General features: G+C 63.3%; 16 protein-coding genes. 2 read left to right on the top strand and 14 right to left on the bottom strand.

Going from position 1 to position 18,067, the window contains the following annotated elements; genetic code table 11:
- The first annotated feature begins 967 nt into the window (after positions 1–967).
- Positions 968–1,291 (top strand): hypothetical protein, encoded by a 324-nt coding sequence (locus tag RQ479_RS07960; protein ID WP_376704660.1) that lies wholly within the window; start codon positions 968–970, stop codon positions 1,289–1,291.
- A gap of 195 nt (positions 1,292–1,486) precedes the next feature.
- Here the strand turns inward: RQ479_RS07960 and RQ479_RS07955 are convergent, their stop codons facing one another.
- The 14 genes from RQ479_RS07955 to RQ479_RS07890 all read right to left on the bottom strand — a co-directional run bounded on the left by RQ479_RS07955 (position 1,487) and on the right by RQ479_RS07890 (position 14,526).
- Entirely contained in the window at positions 1,487–2,134 is a 648-nt protein-coding gene (locus RQ479_RS07955; RefSeq protein WP_376704659.1) for a GNAT family N-acetyltransferase, read from the bottom strand.
- Entirely contained in the window at positions 2,131–2,916 is a 786-nt protein-coding gene (locus RQ479_RS07950; protein WP_352465580.1) for an SDR family oxidoreductase, read from the bottom strand. Before RQ479_RS07950 ends, RQ479_RS07955 begins: the two co-directional genes overlap by 4 nt.
- On the bottom strand, positions 2,913–3,908 hold the full coding sequence (locus RQ479_RS07945) for an ABC transporter permease (RefSeq protein ID WP_031193507.1): 996 nt from the start codon (positions 3,906–3,908) through the stop codon (positions 2,913–2,915). Before RQ479_RS07945 ends, RQ479_RS07950 begins: the two co-directional genes overlap by 4 nt.
- 162 nt (positions 3,909–4,070) lie before the next feature.
- On the bottom strand, positions 4,071–5,111 hold the full coding sequence (locus RQ479_RS07940) for a sugar ABC transporter substrate-binding protein (RefSeq protein ID WP_292663104.1): 1,041 nt from the start codon (positions 5,109–5,111) through the stop codon (positions 4,071–4,073).
- Positions 5,112–5,150: 39 nt separating this feature from the next.
- A complete protein-coding gene (locus RQ479_RS07935) occupies positions 5,151–5,915 on the bottom strand; it encodes an ATP-binding cassette domain-containing protein (RefSeq protein ID WP_023717343.1) in 765 nt (254 codons plus the stop codon).
- Positions 5,912–7,078 carry an ROK family protein gene (locus tag RQ479_RS07930; protein WP_376704658.1) on the bottom strand — a complete coding sequence of 389 codons (1,167 nt, stop codon included), beginning with the start codon at positions 7,076–7,078 and terminating at the stop codon, positions 5,912–5,914. Before RQ479_RS07930 ends, RQ479_RS07935 begins: the two co-directional genes overlap by 4 nt.
- A 119-nt stretch (positions 7,079–7,197) precedes the next feature.
- Positions 7,198–7,953, bottom strand: a complete 756-nt coding sequence (locus tag RQ479_RS07925; RefSeq protein WP_376704657.1) for an ABC transporter permease — start codon at positions 7,951–7,953, stop codon at positions 7,198–7,200.
- Complete coding sequence (locus RQ479_RS07920; protein WP_376704656.1) at positions 7,950–8,723, bottom strand: ABC transporter ATP-binding protein; 774 nt, start codon at positions 8,721–8,723, stop codon at positions 7,950–7,952. The genes RQ479_RS07925 and RQ479_RS07920 overlap by 4 nt, the downstream gene beginning before the upstream one ends.
- Positions 8,723–9,751: an ABC transporter substrate-binding protein gene (locus tag RQ479_RS07915; RefSeq protein ID WP_376705888.1), complete on the bottom strand. Its 1,029-nt coding sequence runs from the start codon at positions 9,749–9,751 to the stop codon at positions 8,723–8,725. The genes RQ479_RS07920 and RQ479_RS07915 overlap by 1 nt, the downstream gene beginning before the upstream one ends.
- Positions 9,752–9,841: 90 nt before the next feature.
- Positions 9,842–10,279, bottom strand: a complete 438-nt coding sequence (locus RQ479_RS07910; protein WP_376704655.1) for a VOC family protein — start codon at positions 10,277–10,279, stop codon at positions 9,842–9,844.
- Positions 10,280–10,281: 2 nt separating this feature from the next.
- Positions 10,282–11,022, bottom strand: coding sequence for a FadR/GntR family transcriptional regulator (locus RQ479_RS07905; protein WP_376704654.1), 741 nt, complete (start codon positions 11,020–11,022; stop codon positions 10,282–10,284).
- Positions 11,019–12,455, bottom strand: a complete 1,437-nt coding sequence (locus RQ479_RS07900) for an FAD-binding oxidoreductase (RefSeq protein ID WP_376704653.1) — start codon at positions 12,453–12,455, stop codon at positions 11,019–11,021. Before RQ479_RS07900 ends, RQ479_RS07905 begins: the two co-directional genes overlap by 4 nt.
- Positions 12,456–12,662: 207 nt before the next feature.
- On the bottom strand, positions 12,663–13,943 hold the full coding sequence (locus tag RQ479_RS07895) for a M23 family metallopeptidase (protein ID WP_376704652.1): 1,281 nt from the start codon (positions 13,941–13,943) through the stop codon (positions 12,663–12,665).
- Between the two features lie 115 nt (positions 13,944–14,058).
- The gene (locus tag RQ479_RS07890; protein WP_376704651.1) at positions 14,059–14,526 is read right to left on the bottom strand and encodes a peroxiredoxin; all 468 of its coding nucleotides are present in this window, start codon (positions 14,524–14,526) and stop codon (positions 14,059–14,061) included.
- Between the two features lie 96 nt (positions 14,527–14,622).
- Between RQ479_RS07890 and RQ479_RS07885 the strand changes: the two genes are divergently transcribed.
- Positions 14,623–18,000, top strand: coding sequence for a hypothetical protein (locus RQ479_RS07885; RefSeq protein WP_376704650.1), 3,378 nt, complete (start codon positions 14,623–14,625; stop codon positions 17,998–18,000).
- Positions 18,001–18,067 lie beyond the last annotated feature (67 nt).

The raw sequence follows: 18,067 nt of genomic DNA, 5'->3' as shown, positions 1-18,067 counted from the left end.
AGCGCTCAGATACGGGCCGGAAGCGCTCAGTTTCAGGGGGAATAGCTGGGCACAAACGGCACGAAAAAGCCCGGAAATGCGCCATTCCTGCGGTTTGAACGCTCGTTTACACCGAAGATGTCGGCGGTTCGAGCCCGTCATCGCCCACCATTTTCCGCCACGTGTTTCAACCAGGCATGTTCGTGCCACATCAGGCTCATACGCCTGCACGGCAGGCGACTCGTCCAACTGGCGATTGGTAGACGCAACCATCTGGTATCCTTTATCATTTCGTCAATCTGCGTGCACCGGGCTACACTCCATCGGCCCAAAGCTGACCCGCCCGGCGCAATCTCTGATCGCCCGGCCACATCGAAAAGACGGCGGCAGGGTTCTTTCGTTGCCCGGATAAGAGTCAATGCTGGGCGTTGACCCTTCGCGATAATGTCGGCACGGCTTGGAGGTCGGAACGTGAAAGAATTCCCTCGCGAACCCGATAACATCCCAGTAGCACGTGCTCGTCAGACCACTGAACACGGAACCGCGCTAATTGAGGAACTTCGCTACACGATCGCCCTTATCGCGCCGGCTGATCGAGGCGTCACATTCACTGCTGAAGAGGTCGCAGAGCAAAGGCAGGCGTGTCGAGGGCGATGGTATCGAGATTGGCTAACACGCACGTGGTTTGTCGACGCTAAGGTGCCCCGTAATGCACATGGACCCTCGATACTGAGTTGTCCGCAGGCAAGCACCAGCCTCAATACAACCAATGGTTTCGTTGTCGTTACCGTATCTCCGCTCGCAAATGCTTCACGGTTCGGGTGACGCGGATGGGTCTACTAGGACTTTAGTCTGATTCAAACCGTCTTTCTGTTGGGACTTAAGTCTGGTCTCATGCCTCGCTATGCGGCAAACGATTGCCGAAAGTTAAAACTTACAGTAATTTAAAGGAGCACAAAAGAAAACTGAATCTTACTTGCATATGGGCATGGGCGGAAGCGAAAATATTCCTGGGTGGCTTACGAGTCATCTTCCGAATGATCCTGTGATCGCAGGAGATCTCGCGGATAAGATATCGAAGGAGGCTGAAAAAAACCGGCTTCCAGGCGAACGGGTTGTGACAACCCGTAACGAAGAAGATATCTTCAAGAAAGAAAAAGTTGAACCTTATCCCGACGCCACGGTTGCAGGAGTCTTTGCCAGCGGTTCATTCCTTGCGCTGTTGGTGTTAGCCATTTATCTGCTTTATGTGCTCTCGATTGTGGCCGGGGGAACGGTTACGGATGCTCCCCTTCCGCTTCCGCTGGACTAGTAGACGCTCCGCTAACACTCGAATTAGCCCGCACCGTGTTGATGCTGCGGACTTTTTTTGTGGTGGAACACGTGGTCCCGACGAAGGTTTCGTTCCCGCGGCAAAGGTGTTCACGCGGGGCAGCTGGCTGCTGCAGAACGGCAGCATCGTAGTTCTATAAGCCTCCCGGTAACCTGAGCGATTGCTTGCCGCAGCTCAGCCTGCAATCGCCGGAGCATGAGCAAGCCGTTTCGCCACATAAACACAACGCTTCGGCACCTGCACCACCTCCAATCCGATCGCCTTGTAGAACCTTAGCGCATCATCGTTCTCCGCCATGACTTCGAGGTGGATGCCGGTCGAGCCTCTCGCGGCAAGGCGCTGCTCGAGGAAGGCCATCGCGCGCCTGCCGATGCCTTTCCCGCGCGCTTGCGGCAACAGGTCGATGTGGCCGTGCGACGGATAGGCCGCCAGTGCAGGCGGGACAGCGAAATCGGGGTGGTGGATCCGATGCCGCGCCCAATCGCTGCCGCGCCAGTGTGAGCTGTCGGATCCCGGGTCGGCGACACGTCGCTGCAGGTCGGGATACCAGTCTGACGCCAGGCTGGCATTGAAAGCGGCCGTATCGGCCGCGCCAAGCAGGTAGCCGGCCGCACCTGCGGGACTATCGATAATGAAGGCCAGCTCGGGTTCGAGCACCTGGTAGGGAATAGTGTAGAGCAGGCCGAGCAGTTCCGGGTCGTCCTCGCGGCCGCTGGCGTCCTTGCCGGCATCGCCGGTCTTGAGACAGATCATCGCAAGCCCCTGGTGATCGGCGGCGGTCGCCCGGCGCAGGAAGAAACCGCCGCCGAAATCGAGGATCATGGCGGCAGCAGCCGGAAATCCTTGCCCTCGGGCAAAAGCTGCCCGCCATCGACGATGATGGTCGTGCCGGTGATGTAACTGGCATCGTCAGAGGCCAGGAACAGGAAGGCATTGGCCACATCGCGCGGGCTGCCGAGGCGGCCGAGCGGGATGGCGTCTTCCATGTTCTTGATGAAGGCCGCACCGCGATGCTGCTCTATGCCTTCGGTGAGGATGTTGCCGGGCTCGACGCCGTTGACTGTAATGCCGTAGCCCGAAAATTCGAGCGCAGCCGAACGGATCAGCCCATTGATGCCGGCCTTGGTCGCAGAATAATGGCCGTGGCCGGGGCTGGTGACATGCGGGCCGGTGATCGAGGAGGTGAACAGCATGCGGCCAAAGTGCTGCGCCTTCATCGGCACCAGTGCGGCGCGCGCGGCGATGAAGCTGCCACGCAAGTTCACTGCCATGACCCGGTCCCAGTCGTCGGGACTGGTGTTTTCCAGCAATTGCCAGGGATAAATGCCGGCATTCTGCACCATGATGTCGAGCCGGCCGTGACGGTCGAGGGCCAGCGCCACGGCGGCTTCCGCATCGGCCATCTGCGAAATGTCGGTGCGAATGAAGTGGGCGCCGACCTCATCTGCCGTTGCTTGTCCGGCTTCGGTCTCGGTATCGGCCAGCACCAGCTTTGCGCCTTCCTCGGCAAAGCGCTGTGCGATCGCCTTGCCGATGCCGCGCGCAGCGCCGATGACCAGCGCCACCTTGCCAAAAAGTCGCCCGGCTTGCGGTCGGCTGCTCATGCGAGCCTCTGGCGAATGGTCTGCTTGAATGCGTCGAGCAGCACGGCGGCGAGCACCAGCAGGCCGTGGATCACCTGGGTGAAGTTGGCCGGCAGGCCCATCAAGTTGATCGCCGTGTTGATGGCCGAGAGCAGCAGCACGCCGGCATAGACGCCGGGCAAGGTGCCGACGCCGCCTTTCAGGCTGACGCCGCCGATGACGACCGCGGCGAAGGCATTGAACAACAGGCCGACGCCGAGATTGGCGGTTGCGCCGGAGGTGCGGATTGCCAGCAGCCAACCGGCAAGGCCGGCGATGGCGCCGGCGAGAACGAAGGCTATGACCAGGTTGCGGTTGACGCGGATGCCGGCGCGGAAGGTCGCCGTCTCGTTGCCGCCGATCATGACCAGATGCCTGCCGAAGGGCGTCTTGGCCATGATCAGCGAGAACACCACGAAACACGCAATGGCGATCCAGGCAGTCAGCGGCAGGCCGCCCAGGCGCTGGATGCCGAACCAGCGGATCGCCGGCGCAAGGTCCTGCGCCGAGCGGCCGCCGGAGATGACCAGCACCAGGCCGCGCACCCAGATGTAAGAAGCCAGCGTGATTATGAAGGCGCTCATCTTCACCCTGACCACCAGATAGCCGTTGAAGGCGCCGATGAGGCCGCCGACGGCAAGTGCGATGAGCAGCGAAACCGGAACCATCAGCCATTGCGGCTGCAACTGGATGCCAAGGCCGATGCCCGACGAGCAGAACAAGATCCCGACCGCCATGGCGCTGAGCGCCGCCACCGATTCGACCGACAGGTCCATATGGCCGGCGATGATGACCAGCGCCAAGCCGATCGACATCACGCCGAGCACGCTCGACGCCTCGATGATGTTGGCGAAGATGCCGAGCTGAAAATAGTTCGGGATAAGGATGGAAAAGACCACCAGCACGAAGACCAGCATGAACCAGACGAGATTGTCGAGGATGAACTCGAGGGTTTGGCGCGTGCGGGGGTTCATCTGCGGATCCGGTTGGCGCCGACCCCGAAAGACCACTCGGTTTTCGGAAAGATCAGCGTGGTTGAAAATTGCTGCAGCATTCCCGTGCGCGTCCGTTTGAACGCACCGGGGCTGCAGGGCTGGGCTCCGGGCCGGCATGGCCCGGAGCTTCTGGCGAGTTTGCTATTCGACCGGCTTTATGGTTTCGGTCGGCGGCTTCATGTTGCCCCAGAAGGCCGGGTTATCGACATTTTCCTTGGTGATCGCAGCGCCGGGGATCTTGATGTTCGGCCCCCACGCTTCCTTGGTCAGGGTCGATTTCAGGCCAAGCACATCATATTCGCCTGGCTTGATCTCCTGCTTGTTGACCACTTTGTCCATGAACATGGCGACCGCCGCGGCCTGGGCGTAGAGCGGCTGCTCGACTTCGACATTGAGCCAGCCCTTGCGGATCAGGTCGAGGCCGACCGGAGCGCCGTTCGAGCTCATCAGCATAACGTCGCCCGGTTTCTTGCCGGCGGCCTCGAGCGAGGCGACGGCAGCGACCGAAAGATGCGCGGCATGGCTGAAGATCAGGTCGATGTCGGGGTTAGCGAGCAGCTGGTCGTTCACGATGGTCCCGGCTGCATCCGCTGCCCATTGCATGGCGGGCAGCGAGATGATCTTGACGTCCGGGAACGCCTTCATCTTCTCCTCGAAACCCTTCTGGATATCGAGCGTGTAGGGATCGCCCGGATCGCCGAGCACCTGCAGGATCTTGCCCTTCACCGAGCCGTTCTTCGCGGTCAGGAGTTTTTGCGCCTGATCGGCGGCGACGTAGCCGATCTCGACAGTTCCGGCCACCGAGGTGAAGTCGGACGGGGTCGAGGTGATCTGGCGGTCGAACTCGACGACCGGGATGCCGGCGGCACGGGCGGCCTCGATAGACGGTTTCAGCGCATTGAAATCGACGGCGGCAAGGATGATCGCCGCCGGCTTCAGCGCGATGACGTCGTTCATCTGCGATTGCTGAGCGTCTGTCTTGTTGTCGGCGTTCAGCGTCTTCATCTCGTAGCCGACCTGCTTCAGGAACAGTTCCAGCGCGCTCACCGAGCCGGTCTGGAACTCATCGAGCAATGTCGGCACCATGTAGTAGACGGTGCCCTTGGACTGGGCGAATGCCGGCGTGAGCGTGGCAAAGGCCAGTGCCAGGATACCGAAGACGGAAAGAAGTATTTTCTTCATGTCGTTCGCTCCTCTTGCGCCGGACCCCTCATTTGTCCCTCAGCTCGCCGGTCCGGCACCGGCGAGCGTCTCTCCGGTGATCATGTTGATCACCGCGTCGGGACTTGTTTTGTTGCGTGCGACATCGCCAGCCACGACGCCTTGCCGGATCACCACGATCCGGTCGGCGACCTGGAAGGCCTGTTGCATGATATGGGTGATGATGACGACACCGATGCCCTGGCTCGCCACCTGACGGATCATGTCGAGGCCGCGCCGCGTCTGCTCGACGCCGAGCGCTGCGAACGGCTCGTCGAGAAGCACCAGCTTGCCGCCAAAATGCACGAAACGGTTAAGCTCGATGGCCTGCCGCTGACCGCCGGAGAGGTGCTCGACATTGGTGCGAAGCGAGGGAATGCGGGTGCCGGCGCTGGCCAGCGCCTTTTGCACCACCTGCTCCATGGCGCGCTCGTCGAGTACCGGAATGCCGAGAACCTTCCTGGTGATCTCGCGGCCCATGAAGAAATTGGCGACGACGTCGACATTGGTGCAGAGCGACAGGTCCTGGTAGACCGTCTCGATCCCCGCAGCCTTGGCCTCGGCGGGGGATTTGGCGAGGAATTCCTTGCCTTCGAACAGCATGCGGCCGGAGGTCGGCTCCAGACCGCCGGCAATGATCTTGACCAGCGTCGATTTGCCGGCGCCGTTGTCCCCCAAAAGAGCCACCACTTCGCCCTTGCCGATCGAAAAGCTGATGCCTTTCAGCGCTTCGATGGCGCCGTAATTCTTGGCAACGTTATCGAGCACCAGCAGCGGTTCGCTCATGCCGCGATCCCCTTGTTATGCAAGAGATCTCGCCTGCGTTCGCGTTCGGCGGTGAAGATCTGGCCGAAGCGTGGCGAAAGCACCCCCGAAACGGCAAGTGCGGCGGCGCCGCGCAACACCGCATGCTGGCCGCCGCGCGCGACGCTGACGCGAGGCGTCGTGCGGTCGCTTCGCGCCGAGACCGAATTGGGCAGGTGCGCGGCTGCGCCGGCCAGTCTTTCGAGCAGATCGGTGGAGGCAAGCCCGCCGAGGATGATGGTTTCGGGATCGAACAGATTTTCGATGATGGTGACGGCGTTGCGGAAGATCGGCGCGATCTCACTCACCCAGTCGGCGTCGGCGATGTTGCGGCGCCGCAGCGCCTCGAGCGAGAGATACCGTTCGAGGCAGCCGCGATTGCCGCACGGACAGGGCTCGCCGCCCGGCACCGCGGGAATGTGGCCGATCTCGCCGGCATTTCCCCAGGCGCCGCGCAATGCGGCTCCGTCATGCACCATGACGCCGCCGAGCCCGACGCCGAAATAGAGGTAGTAATATTCGGAATATGCCGTCCCGAGGCCGTAGAGGCGCTCGCCGATAGCAGCCGCCGCCATGTCCGTTTCGAAAAAGGCCGGCAGCCCGGTCGAGGCGGCCAGTCGCTCGCGCAGCGCCACATCCTTCCAGCCGGTCATGGTGGTCGGCCCGACAAAGCTCATGGACTCCACGCCGAACGGTCCGGGCAGCGCCATGCCGATGCCGAGAACGCGGCCACCGGGCCGCAATGCCGTCAATTCGAGCACCATGGCGCCGATCAGCTCGAAAGCGTGGTCAGGCGTAGCATTTGGGGCTTCGCGGTAGGTGCTCTCGATGACGTCGCCGCTGAGGTTGATCAGGGCGGCATTGATGCCGAGCGGGGTGACGTGGATGCCGACCGCATAGCCGCCTTCCGGATTGATGCGCAGCGTTGCCGGCGGCAGTCCGCGCCCCTTGGGCTCTTCGCGCAGCGACAGCACGTAACCATGCTCTTCCAGCTCGCGAACGATGGTCGACACCGTCTGCACGGTGAGCCCGACCCGCCTGGCAATGTCGCCACGGGCGATCGGGCCATGAAGGCGGATCGATTCGAGCACTATGCGCCGGTTATACGGCCGCCCGAACTCCTGATTGGTTCCCCGCAGTGCCATGCCTTGCGCCCTCGAGAGAGGCCAGACTGGCACCGAAGATTTATTCAGTCAAATGGAATTCAAAAATAAATTGACTGCCTTGCTGAGCGAACCCGGCGGATGGCCGCGCAACGGCACGGTCAATAGCGGATGGCACGTCGCTCCAGCAGAACCACGATTGCGAACATCGCGATCGACAAGGACGACGACAGCACGATCGCCGCATAGAGCCGGTCCGACTGATAGTTGAAGGTCGCCTGGATGATGAGCGCGCCGAGGCCCTTGTCCGACCCGATCCACTCGCCGACAATGGCGCCGATCACGGCCGTGGCCGAAGCGATTCTCAACGAGGAGAACAGCATCGGCAATGCTCTTGGCAGGCGCAGGCTCCAGAAGATCTCCCAGCGCGTGGCCGATAGCACCCGGAACAGTTCGTGCTCGTTGTCGCTGGCCGAGTCCAGTCCGCGGATCATGTTGACCAGCGTCGGGAAGAAGCAGATCACCGCCGCGATCACGATCTTCGGCGTCATGCCGAGCCCGAAGATCAGAATGATGATCGGGGACAGCGCCAGGATGGGAATGGTGTTGAAGAACAGCACGACCGGAAAATAGGCGGCCTGCAGGATGCGGCTGTGCACGAAAACCACCGCCAGCAGCACACCGGCGAGATTGCCGATGACAAATCCCGCCAGTGCCTCGATCAGCGTCGGCCAGAGATTGCTGAGCAGTAAAGCGAGACTCTTCCGGAACACGCCTGATATGGCCGTCGGCGTCGGCACGATATAGGCCGGCACGCCAAGCCATGGCAGCACGAACTGCCAGGCGAGCAGGATCGAGGCCGCGCCAAAAACGGGCAGGGCGACGACCAGCGCCGATGGCAAGGGCGCCTTCCTCATGAGGCCTGTTCCAGCGCGCCGCGCAGTTCGGCCATCGCGGCAACGATCGCCGGATCCTCGCGCGAACAGCGGTTGCCTGCCTGCTTGAACGGCCGCATGTCGAGGTCCCTGGCCAGGCGGCCCGGATTGGCGGCGAGAACGATGACCCGTTCTCCGAGATAGGCGGCTTCGGCGATCGAATGAGTAACGAAAAGGATGGTCGCGCCGGTGCGCCGCCACAACGACAAAAGCTCGTCGTTGAGGCGGTCGCGGGTGATCTCGTCCAGCGCGCCGAAAGGCTCGTCCATCAAAAGCAGCCTGGGTTGCCCGAGCAGCGCCCGGGCGATCGCAACGCGCTGGCGCTGGCCGCCGGACAATTGGTGCGGCAGACGCTCACCGAACCCGGCAAGCCCCATCAGATCAAGCAGCTCGTCGGTTCGGTCGTCTATTGTCCGGGTAAGCCGGCCTTGTCCGACATCGAGCGGCAGGCGTACGTTGTCGCGCACGCTGCGCCAGGGTAGCAGGGTCGAGTCCTGGAAGACGAAACCGACATCGCGCCGCGAGCGGACCGCATGCGGTGTGTCGCCAAGCACGCTGATCGAGCCGCCAAGCGGATCGAGCAGGTCCGCGACAACGCGGAGCAGGGTCGACTTGCCGCATCCCGAAGGTCCAAGGATCGACAGGAAGGAGCCGGCCGCGACCGACAGGTCGAGACCGGTGAGCACTTTCACCGCCGGCTGCCGGCCGCCATAGCCGACATCCAGCCTGCGGGCCTCGATCGCGTTCGCCATCAAGCGGCGGGCGCGTCGAGCTTGGGTCGGTCGGCGGCCGACAATTCGAGTATCTTGGTGGTGTAGACATCGGCTGCCGCGGGCCGGCCGTTCGGGTATTGGCCGACCTTGTCCAGCAGTGCCAGCTGCTCCTCGATCGAGGCGGGATCAAAGGTTCCCCATCCGTCCTTGGCGGTTGCACCGTCGAAGGAAAGTTTCAGCACCAGATTGATCGTCTTCTGCTCCCAACCGAGGTCCATTTCCGGATAGGCCGCGACCATCTTCTTGACGGCTTCCTGCGGATTGGCGTGCACCCAGCCCCAGCCCTTGGCGACGGCGCCGATGAATTTCGCCAGCGTTTCCGCATCCTGTTCGATCGCCGTGTCGGTAGCGAAATAGACGTCCGCATAGGAGTTCAGCCCGAGGTCGCGCACCAGAAGGTCGATCCTGTCGTCGCCGACGACGCTCAGCGCCTGGGTGTTGGTGATCCATCCGCCAATCGCGTCGACGTCGCCGCGCACCAGCGGCGCCTTGTCGAAGCCGACATTGACGACGGTGACCTCGGAGGGATCAATGCCGTTCTTGGCCAGGATCTCATCGATGACGAAGCGCGCCGTCGGCTGGATGCCGATCTTCTTTCCCTTGAGATCGGCCACGCCGCGGATCGGCTTGGCAGGCTTCGAAGTGAAGGCATAGGGACCGGTGCGGAAGCCGCAGGCGATGATCTTCACCGGCACGCCGCTGGCACGCGCCGCGTAGAGCTGCGGTGTTTCGGAAAACTGGCCGAGTTGCGCGGCCCCCGAAATCACCGGCGGCACCGTCGCCGCATTGGGACCGCCCGGGCTGAATTCCACCTCGAGACCCACGTCCTTGAAATAGCCGTTGGCGACGGCGGCGATGTCGCCGATCTGTCCGTTGGACATCAACCAATCATACTGGATGACGATCTTTCCGGCAGCCCTGGCGCCGGGCGTCAGCACGAGCTGCATTCCGGCCGAAGCTGCCGCGACGGCGGCGAAGCCGGCTTTCACGAAGCTGCGGCGGTTCATGTCGTAGTCTCTGTTCCCACTCATTTTTCGCTCCTGTTGCAAGACGTTCTCGTCTCTTCATTGCGCGCCGTTCCCGTGGCGCGGCGTCGTCTACGGCTGTTCGTCGTGATAGTCGCCGGGGCCGCCGTCGAGCCAGGCGTATAGTTCCCAAAGCGTGTCGTCGGGATCGGTGAAATAGGCGCAGCGCGCGTTCCAGACATAATCCGCCGGCGGGCCGTAGAAGGGCACGCCCTTGGCCGCCAATTCGCCATGGAGCCGGTCGATCTCGCCGGGCGCGTCTAGCCTGACCGCCACGCAGACCTTGTGCGCCTGGCGCGGCGACCTCAACTTCGAGACGCCGGTGTGCCGGTTGATGTGATCGATCTCCCATGCCGCCAGCGTGACGCCTTCGCCATGGAAGTCGGCAAAGCCCTCGGCGCGACGCCGCAGGCGGAAGCCGAGTTTTTCGACATAGAATTCAACTGTCCGCCCGATGTTTTCGACGAGCAGGCAGACGTCCGAAATCGCATATTCGCCTCCGAGCGGCATGGCTATCTCCCTGTGCTGTGCGCGGCGCGCGATGCCGGCAGCTTGACGCCGACGCGGTCGGCGGCGCCGACGATATGGGCGCGCATCGCCGCCTCGGCGGCCGTGGGATCGCCGGCGACCAGCGCCTCGTAGATGCGCACATGCTCCCCGACATTGACTTCGACCAGGTCGTGCAGCGGATTGGTGAGGCGGGCGTAGTGGATCGAGCGGCGGATCTGCTCGCAAACGAAGGAGATAAAAGTGTGGATGTAGTTGTTGCCCGTCGCCCGCGCGATCTCGCGATGGAACAAAAGGTCGGCGTCGATACTGCCTTCTTCCCAGCGCTCCTCGCCGCTCATCCGGTCTAGCGCCGCCTTGATTGCGTCGAGGTGCTCCTGCCCGCGCCGTTCGGCGGCGAGCGCGGCTGACTCGGCTTCCAGTATGCAACGCAGCTCGAACAGCCGCTCCATGTTCCCGGTCGCTTTCAGCGCCTCGCCATCGATGCGGATCGACGCGCGCTGTTCCGGCGCCAGCACGAAAACGCCGACGCCTTGCCGGGCTTCGATCATGCCATCGGCCCTGAGTTGAGCGATTGCCTCGCGCACCACATTGCGGCTGACGCCGAATTTTTCCGAGAGCTGCTGCTCGGTCGGCAGCCGCGTGCCCGGATTGAGCTCGCCGGATTCGATCTCGCGGCTGAGGAATGCGGCGACGCGATGCGGCAGCGCCTCCACCGTGCCGATAGCGGCCAGTCTTTGCTTCATGGAAAGGTCTCCGTCGGTGGCAGCAGGCAGCCGGGATTCATTGATCCCTGAGGGTCCATCGTCGTTTTGAGGGCCGTGATGAGCCGGCGATGGGCAGGCGCCAGGCCGGCCCAGAAAGTGCGATGACGGGTGCGGCCGATACCGTGCTCGGCGCTGATCGAGCCGCCAAGCGCGCCGACGATCTGGTAGAGCCCGGCGGTGATCTCCGCGCCCTGGGCACGAGCTTCACCCTCGGCGATCCCAGGCGGTGGCAGGACATTGAAATGGATATTGCCGTCGCCGGCATGGCCATAGGCCTGCGGCAGCCAACCGGGATGTTCCAGCGCCACGAATTGGCGGGCCTGATCGATGAGGGCAGGGATGTCCGATATCCTGACCGCAAGGTCGGTGCGCACATGGAAGCCGCGTCTTGCCTGGCCCTCGACCAAGCCCTCGCGAATGGCCCAGAACGCCCTGGCCTGCGCAACGCTTTCAGCAAGGACGGCATCGGCAACCAGGCCGCTCTCCATGGCTCCGGCCAGGAAATCGACCAGCATGGAGCGCAGATCGACCGCAGCACTTGCGGAGAGTTCGATCAGCACGTGGACGGGAGCTTCGACCGGCGAAAGGACGTCTGCGTCGATCAAGCGCGCGAGGTCGATGCACTCCGAACCAATGAGCTCGAAGGCAGAAATCAGATCGGACGAGGCCCGGCGAGCCTGCCGGAACAGGGTGATGGCCGCTTCGAACGAGGCGAGACCGAGATAAGCGGTCTCGACCCGGGCCGGTTTCGGAAACAGCTTGAGCTCGACGCCGGTGATGATGCCGAGCGTTCCTTCGCTGCCGATAAAGAGCTGCTTCAGGTCGTAGCCGCGATTGTCCTTGCGCAGGCCGGAAAAGCCGCTCCACAACTCGCCATCGGGCAGGACGACTTCGAGGCCGAGGATGAGATCGCGCGCCATGCCATAGCGCAGCACGTTGGTGCCGCCGGCATTGCTGGCCGCATTGCCGCCGATCTGGCAGCTTCCCTGCGCGCCGAGCGCCAGCGGAAACAGGCAATCCTGTGCCTCCGCCGCATCCTTGATGTGCTGCAGGATGCAGCCGGCGTCGGCCTGCAGGATGAAATTGTCGGCGTCGACGAGACGGATGCGGTTCAACCGCTCCAGGCTGACGACCACCCCACTACGGGAATCGATGTCGATTGCACCCGCCACCAGCCCTGTGTTCCCGCCCAGCGGTATGATTCCGAGCCCGAGCGTGCCGCAGAGCCGCACCACAGCCTGGACTTCGCTGACGGAAGCAGGCTTCAGCACCGCAAGGGCTCCGCCGCGATGATCCCCGGACCAGTCCAAAAGGTATTTCGCCATGCCGGCAGCGTCGGCAGCCACGCCGCTTTTTCCGACGGTGCCCTCCAGGGCATTCAGAATTTCAGGCGGGATACCATGAACGGTCATTACAAGCCTTCTGGATTAAGGCATAGGCTTATACATATCATCCTACAACCGCGCCGGAGTCAACGCTGTGGGCACAAGCCCTCAAGGGCTGGAGCCGAATGTTTGCTGGGGAGAACGCCTGAGGGTACTTAGGTGAGGCCGCCTTGGCCTAGCTGCGCCGGCCCGATGCCGCTCAAATGCCGGTTCGTCTGAGAAGCGGCCCGGTTCCTACAGATACTGCGCGACCTTCTTGCCGACGGTCAGAAACCGTAGCGGGTCGATTGCTTCGCCATTGTGGCGAACCTCATAGTGCAGGTGCGGGCCGGTCGAGCGGCCGCTGTTGCCGGTCTTGCCGATGACGTCTCCGGCATCGAGCTTCTGGCCGACGGCGACCTCGATTTCGCTGAGATGCCCGTAACGCGTCACAAAACCATTGCCGTGGTCGACCTCGATCATGCGGCCGTAGCCGCCGTTCCATCCGGCCTTGACGACCACGCCGGCTGCCGTGACCTTGGCGGGCATGCCGACCGGCGCCCTGAAATCCATCCCCGAATGCAGGGCGGCGGTGCCGAGGAGAGGGTCGGTGCGCACGCCGAACGGGCTGGTGACGCTATGGCCGGGCGCGGGGTTGGCGAGCGGCAGCCGGCGCGCTTCCTTTTTAAGATGATCCAGCGCGTCAAGCGCTTCGTCCAACTCCTTGACCTTGCTGTCGAAGACCAACGAGCTGTCGAGTGGTATCAGCGGGCCGCCGACATCGCTTTTGCCGAAATCGCTGTCGACCTTCAGGCCGGCTGCCGCGAGTGCCTGTGAAATCGCGTCGGCATTCCTGTAGGCATTGTCGGCCAGCGTGGCGATGCGGGTGAGCTGCTGGCTCTCGATGGTTTTGAGCGAGTTGTTGATCGAAACGAAGAGCTTGTCTGCCCGGTCGGCCGCGCTTTCGCTCGGCAGCGGATTGGCGCGGGTCGACCACAGCGAGAACGGCCTCGTGTCGTTGCTGGCAAGGGGGGCGGCAAGGCTGGCGACTGAATAGGCCGTCGGCTGGATGCTGCCGGTCGCGTCGGCATGTTCGTCCGGCTTTGCCGTCGGCACGGGCGGCGTTGCGACCTCATTTTCGGCTCGTTCGAGGATCGGGCCGAGGCGGCCGTGACGCAGGCTGAGCTGGCTCTGCCGTTCCAGCAGCTCGCTGACCTTGGTTTCCATCAGCTGCTGATCGAGTAGCTGGCGGCTGGTGATGCGGTCGACCTGGCTGCGCAGTGCCGAGATGCGGTCTTCGTAGGCCTGTTGCATGCGCGCCTGCCGCGCCGTCGTGGCGCCGATCAGATCGTCGCGCAGCACCAGATAGGAGGTCGCCAGCAGGTAGCCAATGACGATCGCCGCCAGCGCCGAGCCGCAAAATGCAGCCAGCCACGGGCGTATGGTGAAATGCCTTATCTGGTCGCCCCGGGCGATGATGACCGTGTGGGGCTCTTTGCGTCTGCCGAAGACCGCTGACTGACTGGCTACGTTCACGGGACCAAGCTTTCGTTACGACACCAACGACGAGCCTGATTACACATTATTAGGGTTAACAAAGTTTTGTCTTCGCGCAAAACGGGTATCGAATTGCAGCGGCCTGCCGCAGCGCTCAAATTGCGCGAACCGCTTCCAGCACCGCTTCGGCGTGGCTTTTGACCCGAACGTTGCGCCAGATCCTGGCGATGCGTCCGTCGCGGCCGATCAGGAACGTCGCCCGCTCGACGCCCATATAGGTGCGGCCGTAGAGCTTCTTTTCCACCCACAAATGGTAGGCCTCGATCACCTTGCGCTCTTCGTCGGCGACCAGGTCGATGCTCAGATCGTATTTCGCCTTGAATTTGTCGTGTTTCTTGACGCTGTCCGGCGAGAGCCCGATGACGACAGCGCCGGCCTTTTCGAACTCCCGCTTCAACTGCGAAAAGCCGATCGCCTCATTGGTGCAGCTTGTGGTGTCGTCCTGTGGGTAGAAATAGAGTACGATGGGCTTTCCCAGCAGTGCGGCGAGATTGAGTGAACCGCCGCCGTCGCGCGGAAGATCGAATTGCGGCGCAACATCGCCCACGTCGAGGTCAGCCATACCGATGCCCTTGTTTGAGGTTACGCGCCAGGCTGCATCGATATAATGTCGAGCGGGGATTCGTCCACGATCGAATTCGTTTCAACGGAAGATTGCGTGGATCAGGAGCTGCCGCAGCACGAGAAGATCAGGTTCAGGCGTGACGAGATCACCGACCTGGGAACCTTTCCGTCCGCATGCCGCGTCCCGCCGCTCGGCCAGGCTTCGATCGGTCGCGGCGTCCGTTTGATGGCGCGGCTGTTTGCCGGCCTTGTCGCCCTTGTGCTGCTGGCTGCTGCCGGCGTCTATGCGATCGGCGTATCCGGCTTCGGCTCGGAGCGGCTTCGCGTGGAAGCCGAAACGGCAATCGAGAAATTGGCCGGCTTCGATGTCGACGTTGCCGTCGGGCCGGCACGGCTGACGCTTGACGGGTCGAGCTTCATTGCGCTGCAGGTCAGCGACGTCAGCCTCAAGACCGCCGACGGAAAACCGATGGCCGATGCCGGCCGGGTCCGCTTCGGCATCCGGCTGATCCCGCTGCTTTCGGGCGAGGTGCGGCTGACCAGTGCCCGGATTTCCGACGCGCACATCGTCATGGCGGCGATGCCGTCCGGCGGCGACTGGACGGCCGGGCTGCGCAACCAGGACGGCCTCATCGATCCGGAAAAACTTTCCGCCGCCGTCTTCGCCAATCTCAACCGCGCGCTCGATGCGGTGCGCGAGGATTCGATGCGCCAGATCGATCTGCGCAATGTCGAGCTGGCACTGCCCGAGACCGGATCGGTCAAGTCGGTCACCATCGCCGACGCCTCCGTCTCGCAGTCGGGACCGGGAAGCATGGAGTTTTCATCCGACGCGGATGTCGACGGCAGGGCGCTTACCATCGCCGCTTCCGCCACCCGCGATCCGGCGACGCGACGCATCACCACGCTGGACGCCAGTATCCAGGCGGCGGATGCCGACGCTGCGGCAGCAGGTGGCAAATTGGGCGCGATCGCCTTGAAGCTGGCGGGGTCGGAAGGGACCGGCGACAACGGCTCGCGGCTAATCGCTGGCCTGTCGCTGACCGGATCGGTGCTCGATCTCGGTTCGCGCGGCCTGCTTCCGGCCGACATCGATCTCGATGCAACGCTCGTCGCCGGATCGAACAAGATCCAGGTCGACAGTTTGCTGGTGAAAACCGGCCGCTCGACCTTCGATTTCGCCGGTTCGATCGGGCCGAAGCCGGTTACAGGCACAGCGGGCGAGGAGCCATCCTATCGTTACGACCTGACCAGCGACGGTTCGACCCTGGCGCCTTCGGATTCGCCGGAGCCGGCACTCAGCTTCATTGCCCGTATCGCCGGCGTCTACCAGCCGACGAGCCAAAAGCTGGTCGCCGAGCAGATCGGCGTCCGGTCCGGACCCGGCAGCGAAGTGCTGGGCACGGCTTCGGTTGCATTCGTGGCCAACCAGGCGCCGGGCATATCGGTGGCGCTCAATGTCCACGACATGCCGGTCTCGCACGTCAAGCAATTATGGCCATGGTTTTCGGCGCGCAATGCCAGGCTGTGGGTGCTTAAGAACCTGTTCGGCGGCCGCGTCGTCGATGGCAGCCTGCAATTCCAGGTCGTACCCGGACGGCTCGGCAACGGCGTGCCGCTTTCCGCCGATGAAGTGTTCGGCCGATTCCAGGTCGAAGGATCGCGTTTCGACACGGCCGGCCGCATTCCGCCGATCCGCGATGCCGTCGGTGTCGTCGGTTTCCACGGCAATGACGTCGACGTCGCGCTGTCGTCGGGCAGCGTCTATATGCCGAGCGGCCGCACGGTGGCGGCAAGCAACGGCACGCTCACCGTCAAGGCGGCGAACCATCCGCCGGTGATCGGCGCGCTCGATATCGATGTCGCCGGCGAGGCGCCGGCAATCGCCGAGCTGGCATCCTTTGACCCGATCAACGCCATGCGCCATGTCGGCCTGCTGCCGGACGACCTGTCCGGCACGGTGACCGGCCACGTCAAGGCCGATATTCCGCTGCAGTCCGGCGTCGACTCCTCCAAACTCGATTGGCTGGTGGCGCTCGACTACAAGGATCTGTCGCTGGGCAAGCCTTTCGAGGGCCAGACGGTCAGCCATGCCGACGGCTCGATCACCGTCGCGCCCGACCGGGCGGTGATCTCGGCCAGGGCACTGCTCAACGGCATTCCGGCCGAGCTCGACCTGATTGAGCCGCTCAGGGATGGCGGCCCGCCGCGCAGTCGCAAAGTAGCGCTGGTGCTCGACGACAAGACGCGCGCCACCGCCATGCCTGGCCTGTCGACGCTGCTTTCCGGAACCATCAAGGTGGCGATCGACAAGAGCGGCACCGGCAACCAGAACGTGTCGGCCGACCTGACCAATGCCAGGCTGGACATTCCGTGGGCCGGCTGGAGCAAGGGTCCCGGCATTCCCGCCAAGGTCGTCTTCGCCATGGCGAAGACCGGCGACACCACGACGCTCTCCAATTTCGAACTCGACGGCAAGACCTTCTCCATCGACGGCAGCGCGGTGCTGGTCAACGGCGCCTTGTCCTCGGCCCGGTTCAGCAAGGTCACGTTGAACAGGGGCGACGACGTCGCCGTCTCGGTGAAGCGGTCAGGCAAGGCCTATGCGGTCGAGGTTAGCGGCAGCGCGCTGGACGCACGCTCGCTGATCAAGCAATTCACGTCCGATGTCGATACCGCCACCAAGACCACCGGCGTCGATGCGATCTCGGTCAGCGCCGACGTCAGCTCCTTGACCGGCTTCCACGACGAGGTGCTGTCCAATCTGAAGCTCGACTATAGCGCCGCCGGCTCCCGGGTGAACGGGCTCAAGGTGAGCGCCACGGCAAGTTCGGGAGCCGCGATCACCGTCAGCAACACGACCGGCGGCGGCCTGCGCACGCTCAACATGAAGTCGGCCGACGCCGGCGCCATACTGCGCTTCCTCAACATCTACGAGCATATGGAAGGCGGCTCGATCACGCTGGCGCTCAGTGGGGCCGGCGACGGTCCGATGAAAGGCCAGGTCGACGCCAAGGACTTCTTTATCGTCAACGAGCCGAAGCTCGCCTCGATCGTATCGACGACGCCGGCCGGCGACAGCCGCAGCCTCAACGAGGCGGTCAAAGGCAATCTCGACACGTCGAGGGTGAAGTTCGAGCGCGGTTTCAGCGAAATCGACAAGGGCAGCGGCTATCTCAAGCTGCGCAACGGCGTGCTGCGCGGCTCGCGCATCGGCACCACCTTCCAGGGCACGCTCTACGACCAGAACAACAACATGGATATGACCGGCACGTTCATGCCGGCCTACGGCGTAAACCGCATTTTCGGCGAACTGCCGCTGATCGGCGCGCTGCTCGGCAACGGCCGCGACCGCGGCCTGATCGGCGTCACCTACAGGCTCAGGGGCAACGCCAACAAGCCAATCCTCGACGTCAATCCGCTATCGGTAATCGCGCCCGGGATATTCCGGTCGATCTTCGAGTATCGCTGAGGCGGGCGGGGGCTTGGCATAGAGCCGCTCCGCAGTGTTCCTCTGCGCCCCCCTCCGTCCTACCGGC

The organism is Mesorhizobium sp. ISC25, assembly GCF_042295465.1.
In the GTDB taxonomy this organism is placed as follows: domain Bacteria; phylum Pseudomonadota; class Alphaproteobacteria; order Rhizobiales; family Rhizobiaceae; genus Mesorhizobium.
This window is presented reverse-complemented; position numbering and strand designations above follow the sequence as displayed.

What these genes read in the sequence shown, in the direction of transcription:
- RQ479_RS07960 (WP_376704660.1), top strand. Translation starts at nt 968, where the DNA reads ATGGGCGGAAGCGAAAATATTCCTGGGTGGCTTACGAGTCATCTTCCG.
- RQ479_RS07955 (WP_376704659.1), bottom strand. Translation starts at nt 2,134, where the DNA reads ATGATCCTCGATTTCGGCGGCGGTTTCTTCCTGCGCCGGGCGACCGCC.
- RQ479_RS07950 (WP_352465580.1), bottom strand. Translation starts at nt 2,916, where the DNA reads ATGAGCAGCCGACCGCAAGCCGGGCGACTTTTTGGCAAGGTGGCGCTG.
- RQ479_RS07945 (WP_031193507.1), bottom strand. Translation starts at nt 3,908, where the DNA reads ATGAACCCCCGCACGCGCCAAACCCTCGAGTTCATCCTCGACAATCTC.
- RQ479_RS07940 (WP_292663104.1), bottom strand. Translation starts at nt 5,111, where the DNA reads ATGAAGAAAATACTTCTTTCCGTCTTCGGTATCCTGGCACTGGCCTTT.
- RQ479_RS07935 (WP_023717343.1), bottom strand. Translation starts at nt 5,915, where the DNA reads ATGAGCGAACCGCTGCTGGTGCTCGATAACGTTGCCAAGAATTACGGC.
- RQ479_RS07930 (WP_376704658.1), bottom strand. Translation starts at nt 7,078, where the DNA reads ATGGCACTGCGGGGAACCAATCAGGAGTTCGGGCGGCCGTATAACCGG.
- RQ479_RS07925 (WP_376704657.1), bottom strand. Translation starts at nt 7,953, where the DNA reads ATGAGGAAGGCGCCCTTGCCATCGGCGCTGGTCGTCGCCCTGCCCGTT.
- RQ479_RS07920 (WP_376704656.1), bottom strand. Translation starts at nt 8,723, where the DNA reads ATGGCGAACGCGATCGAGGCCCGCAGGCTGGATGTCGGCTATGGCGGC.
- RQ479_RS07915 (WP_376705888.1), bottom strand. Translation starts at nt 9,751, where the DNA reads ATGAACCGCCGCAGCTTCGTGAAAGCCGGCTTCGCCGCCGTCGCGGCA.
- RQ479_RS07910 (WP_376704655.1), bottom strand. Translation starts at nt 10,279, where the DNA reads ATGCCGCTCGGAGGCGAATATGCGATTTCGGACGTCTGCCTGCTCGTC.
- RQ479_RS07905 (WP_376704654.1), bottom strand. Translation starts at nt 11,022, where the DNA reads ATGAAGCAAAGACTGGCCGCTATCGGCACGGTGGAGGCGCTGCCGCAT.
- RQ479_RS07900 (WP_376704653.1), bottom strand. Translation starts at nt 12,455, where the DNA reads ATGACCGTTCATGGTATCCCGCCTGAAATTCTGAATGCCCTGGAGGGC.
- RQ479_RS07890 (WP_376704651.1), bottom strand. Translation starts at nt 14,526, where the DNA reads ATGGCTGACCTCGACGTGGGCGATGTTGCGCCGCAATTCGATCTTCCG.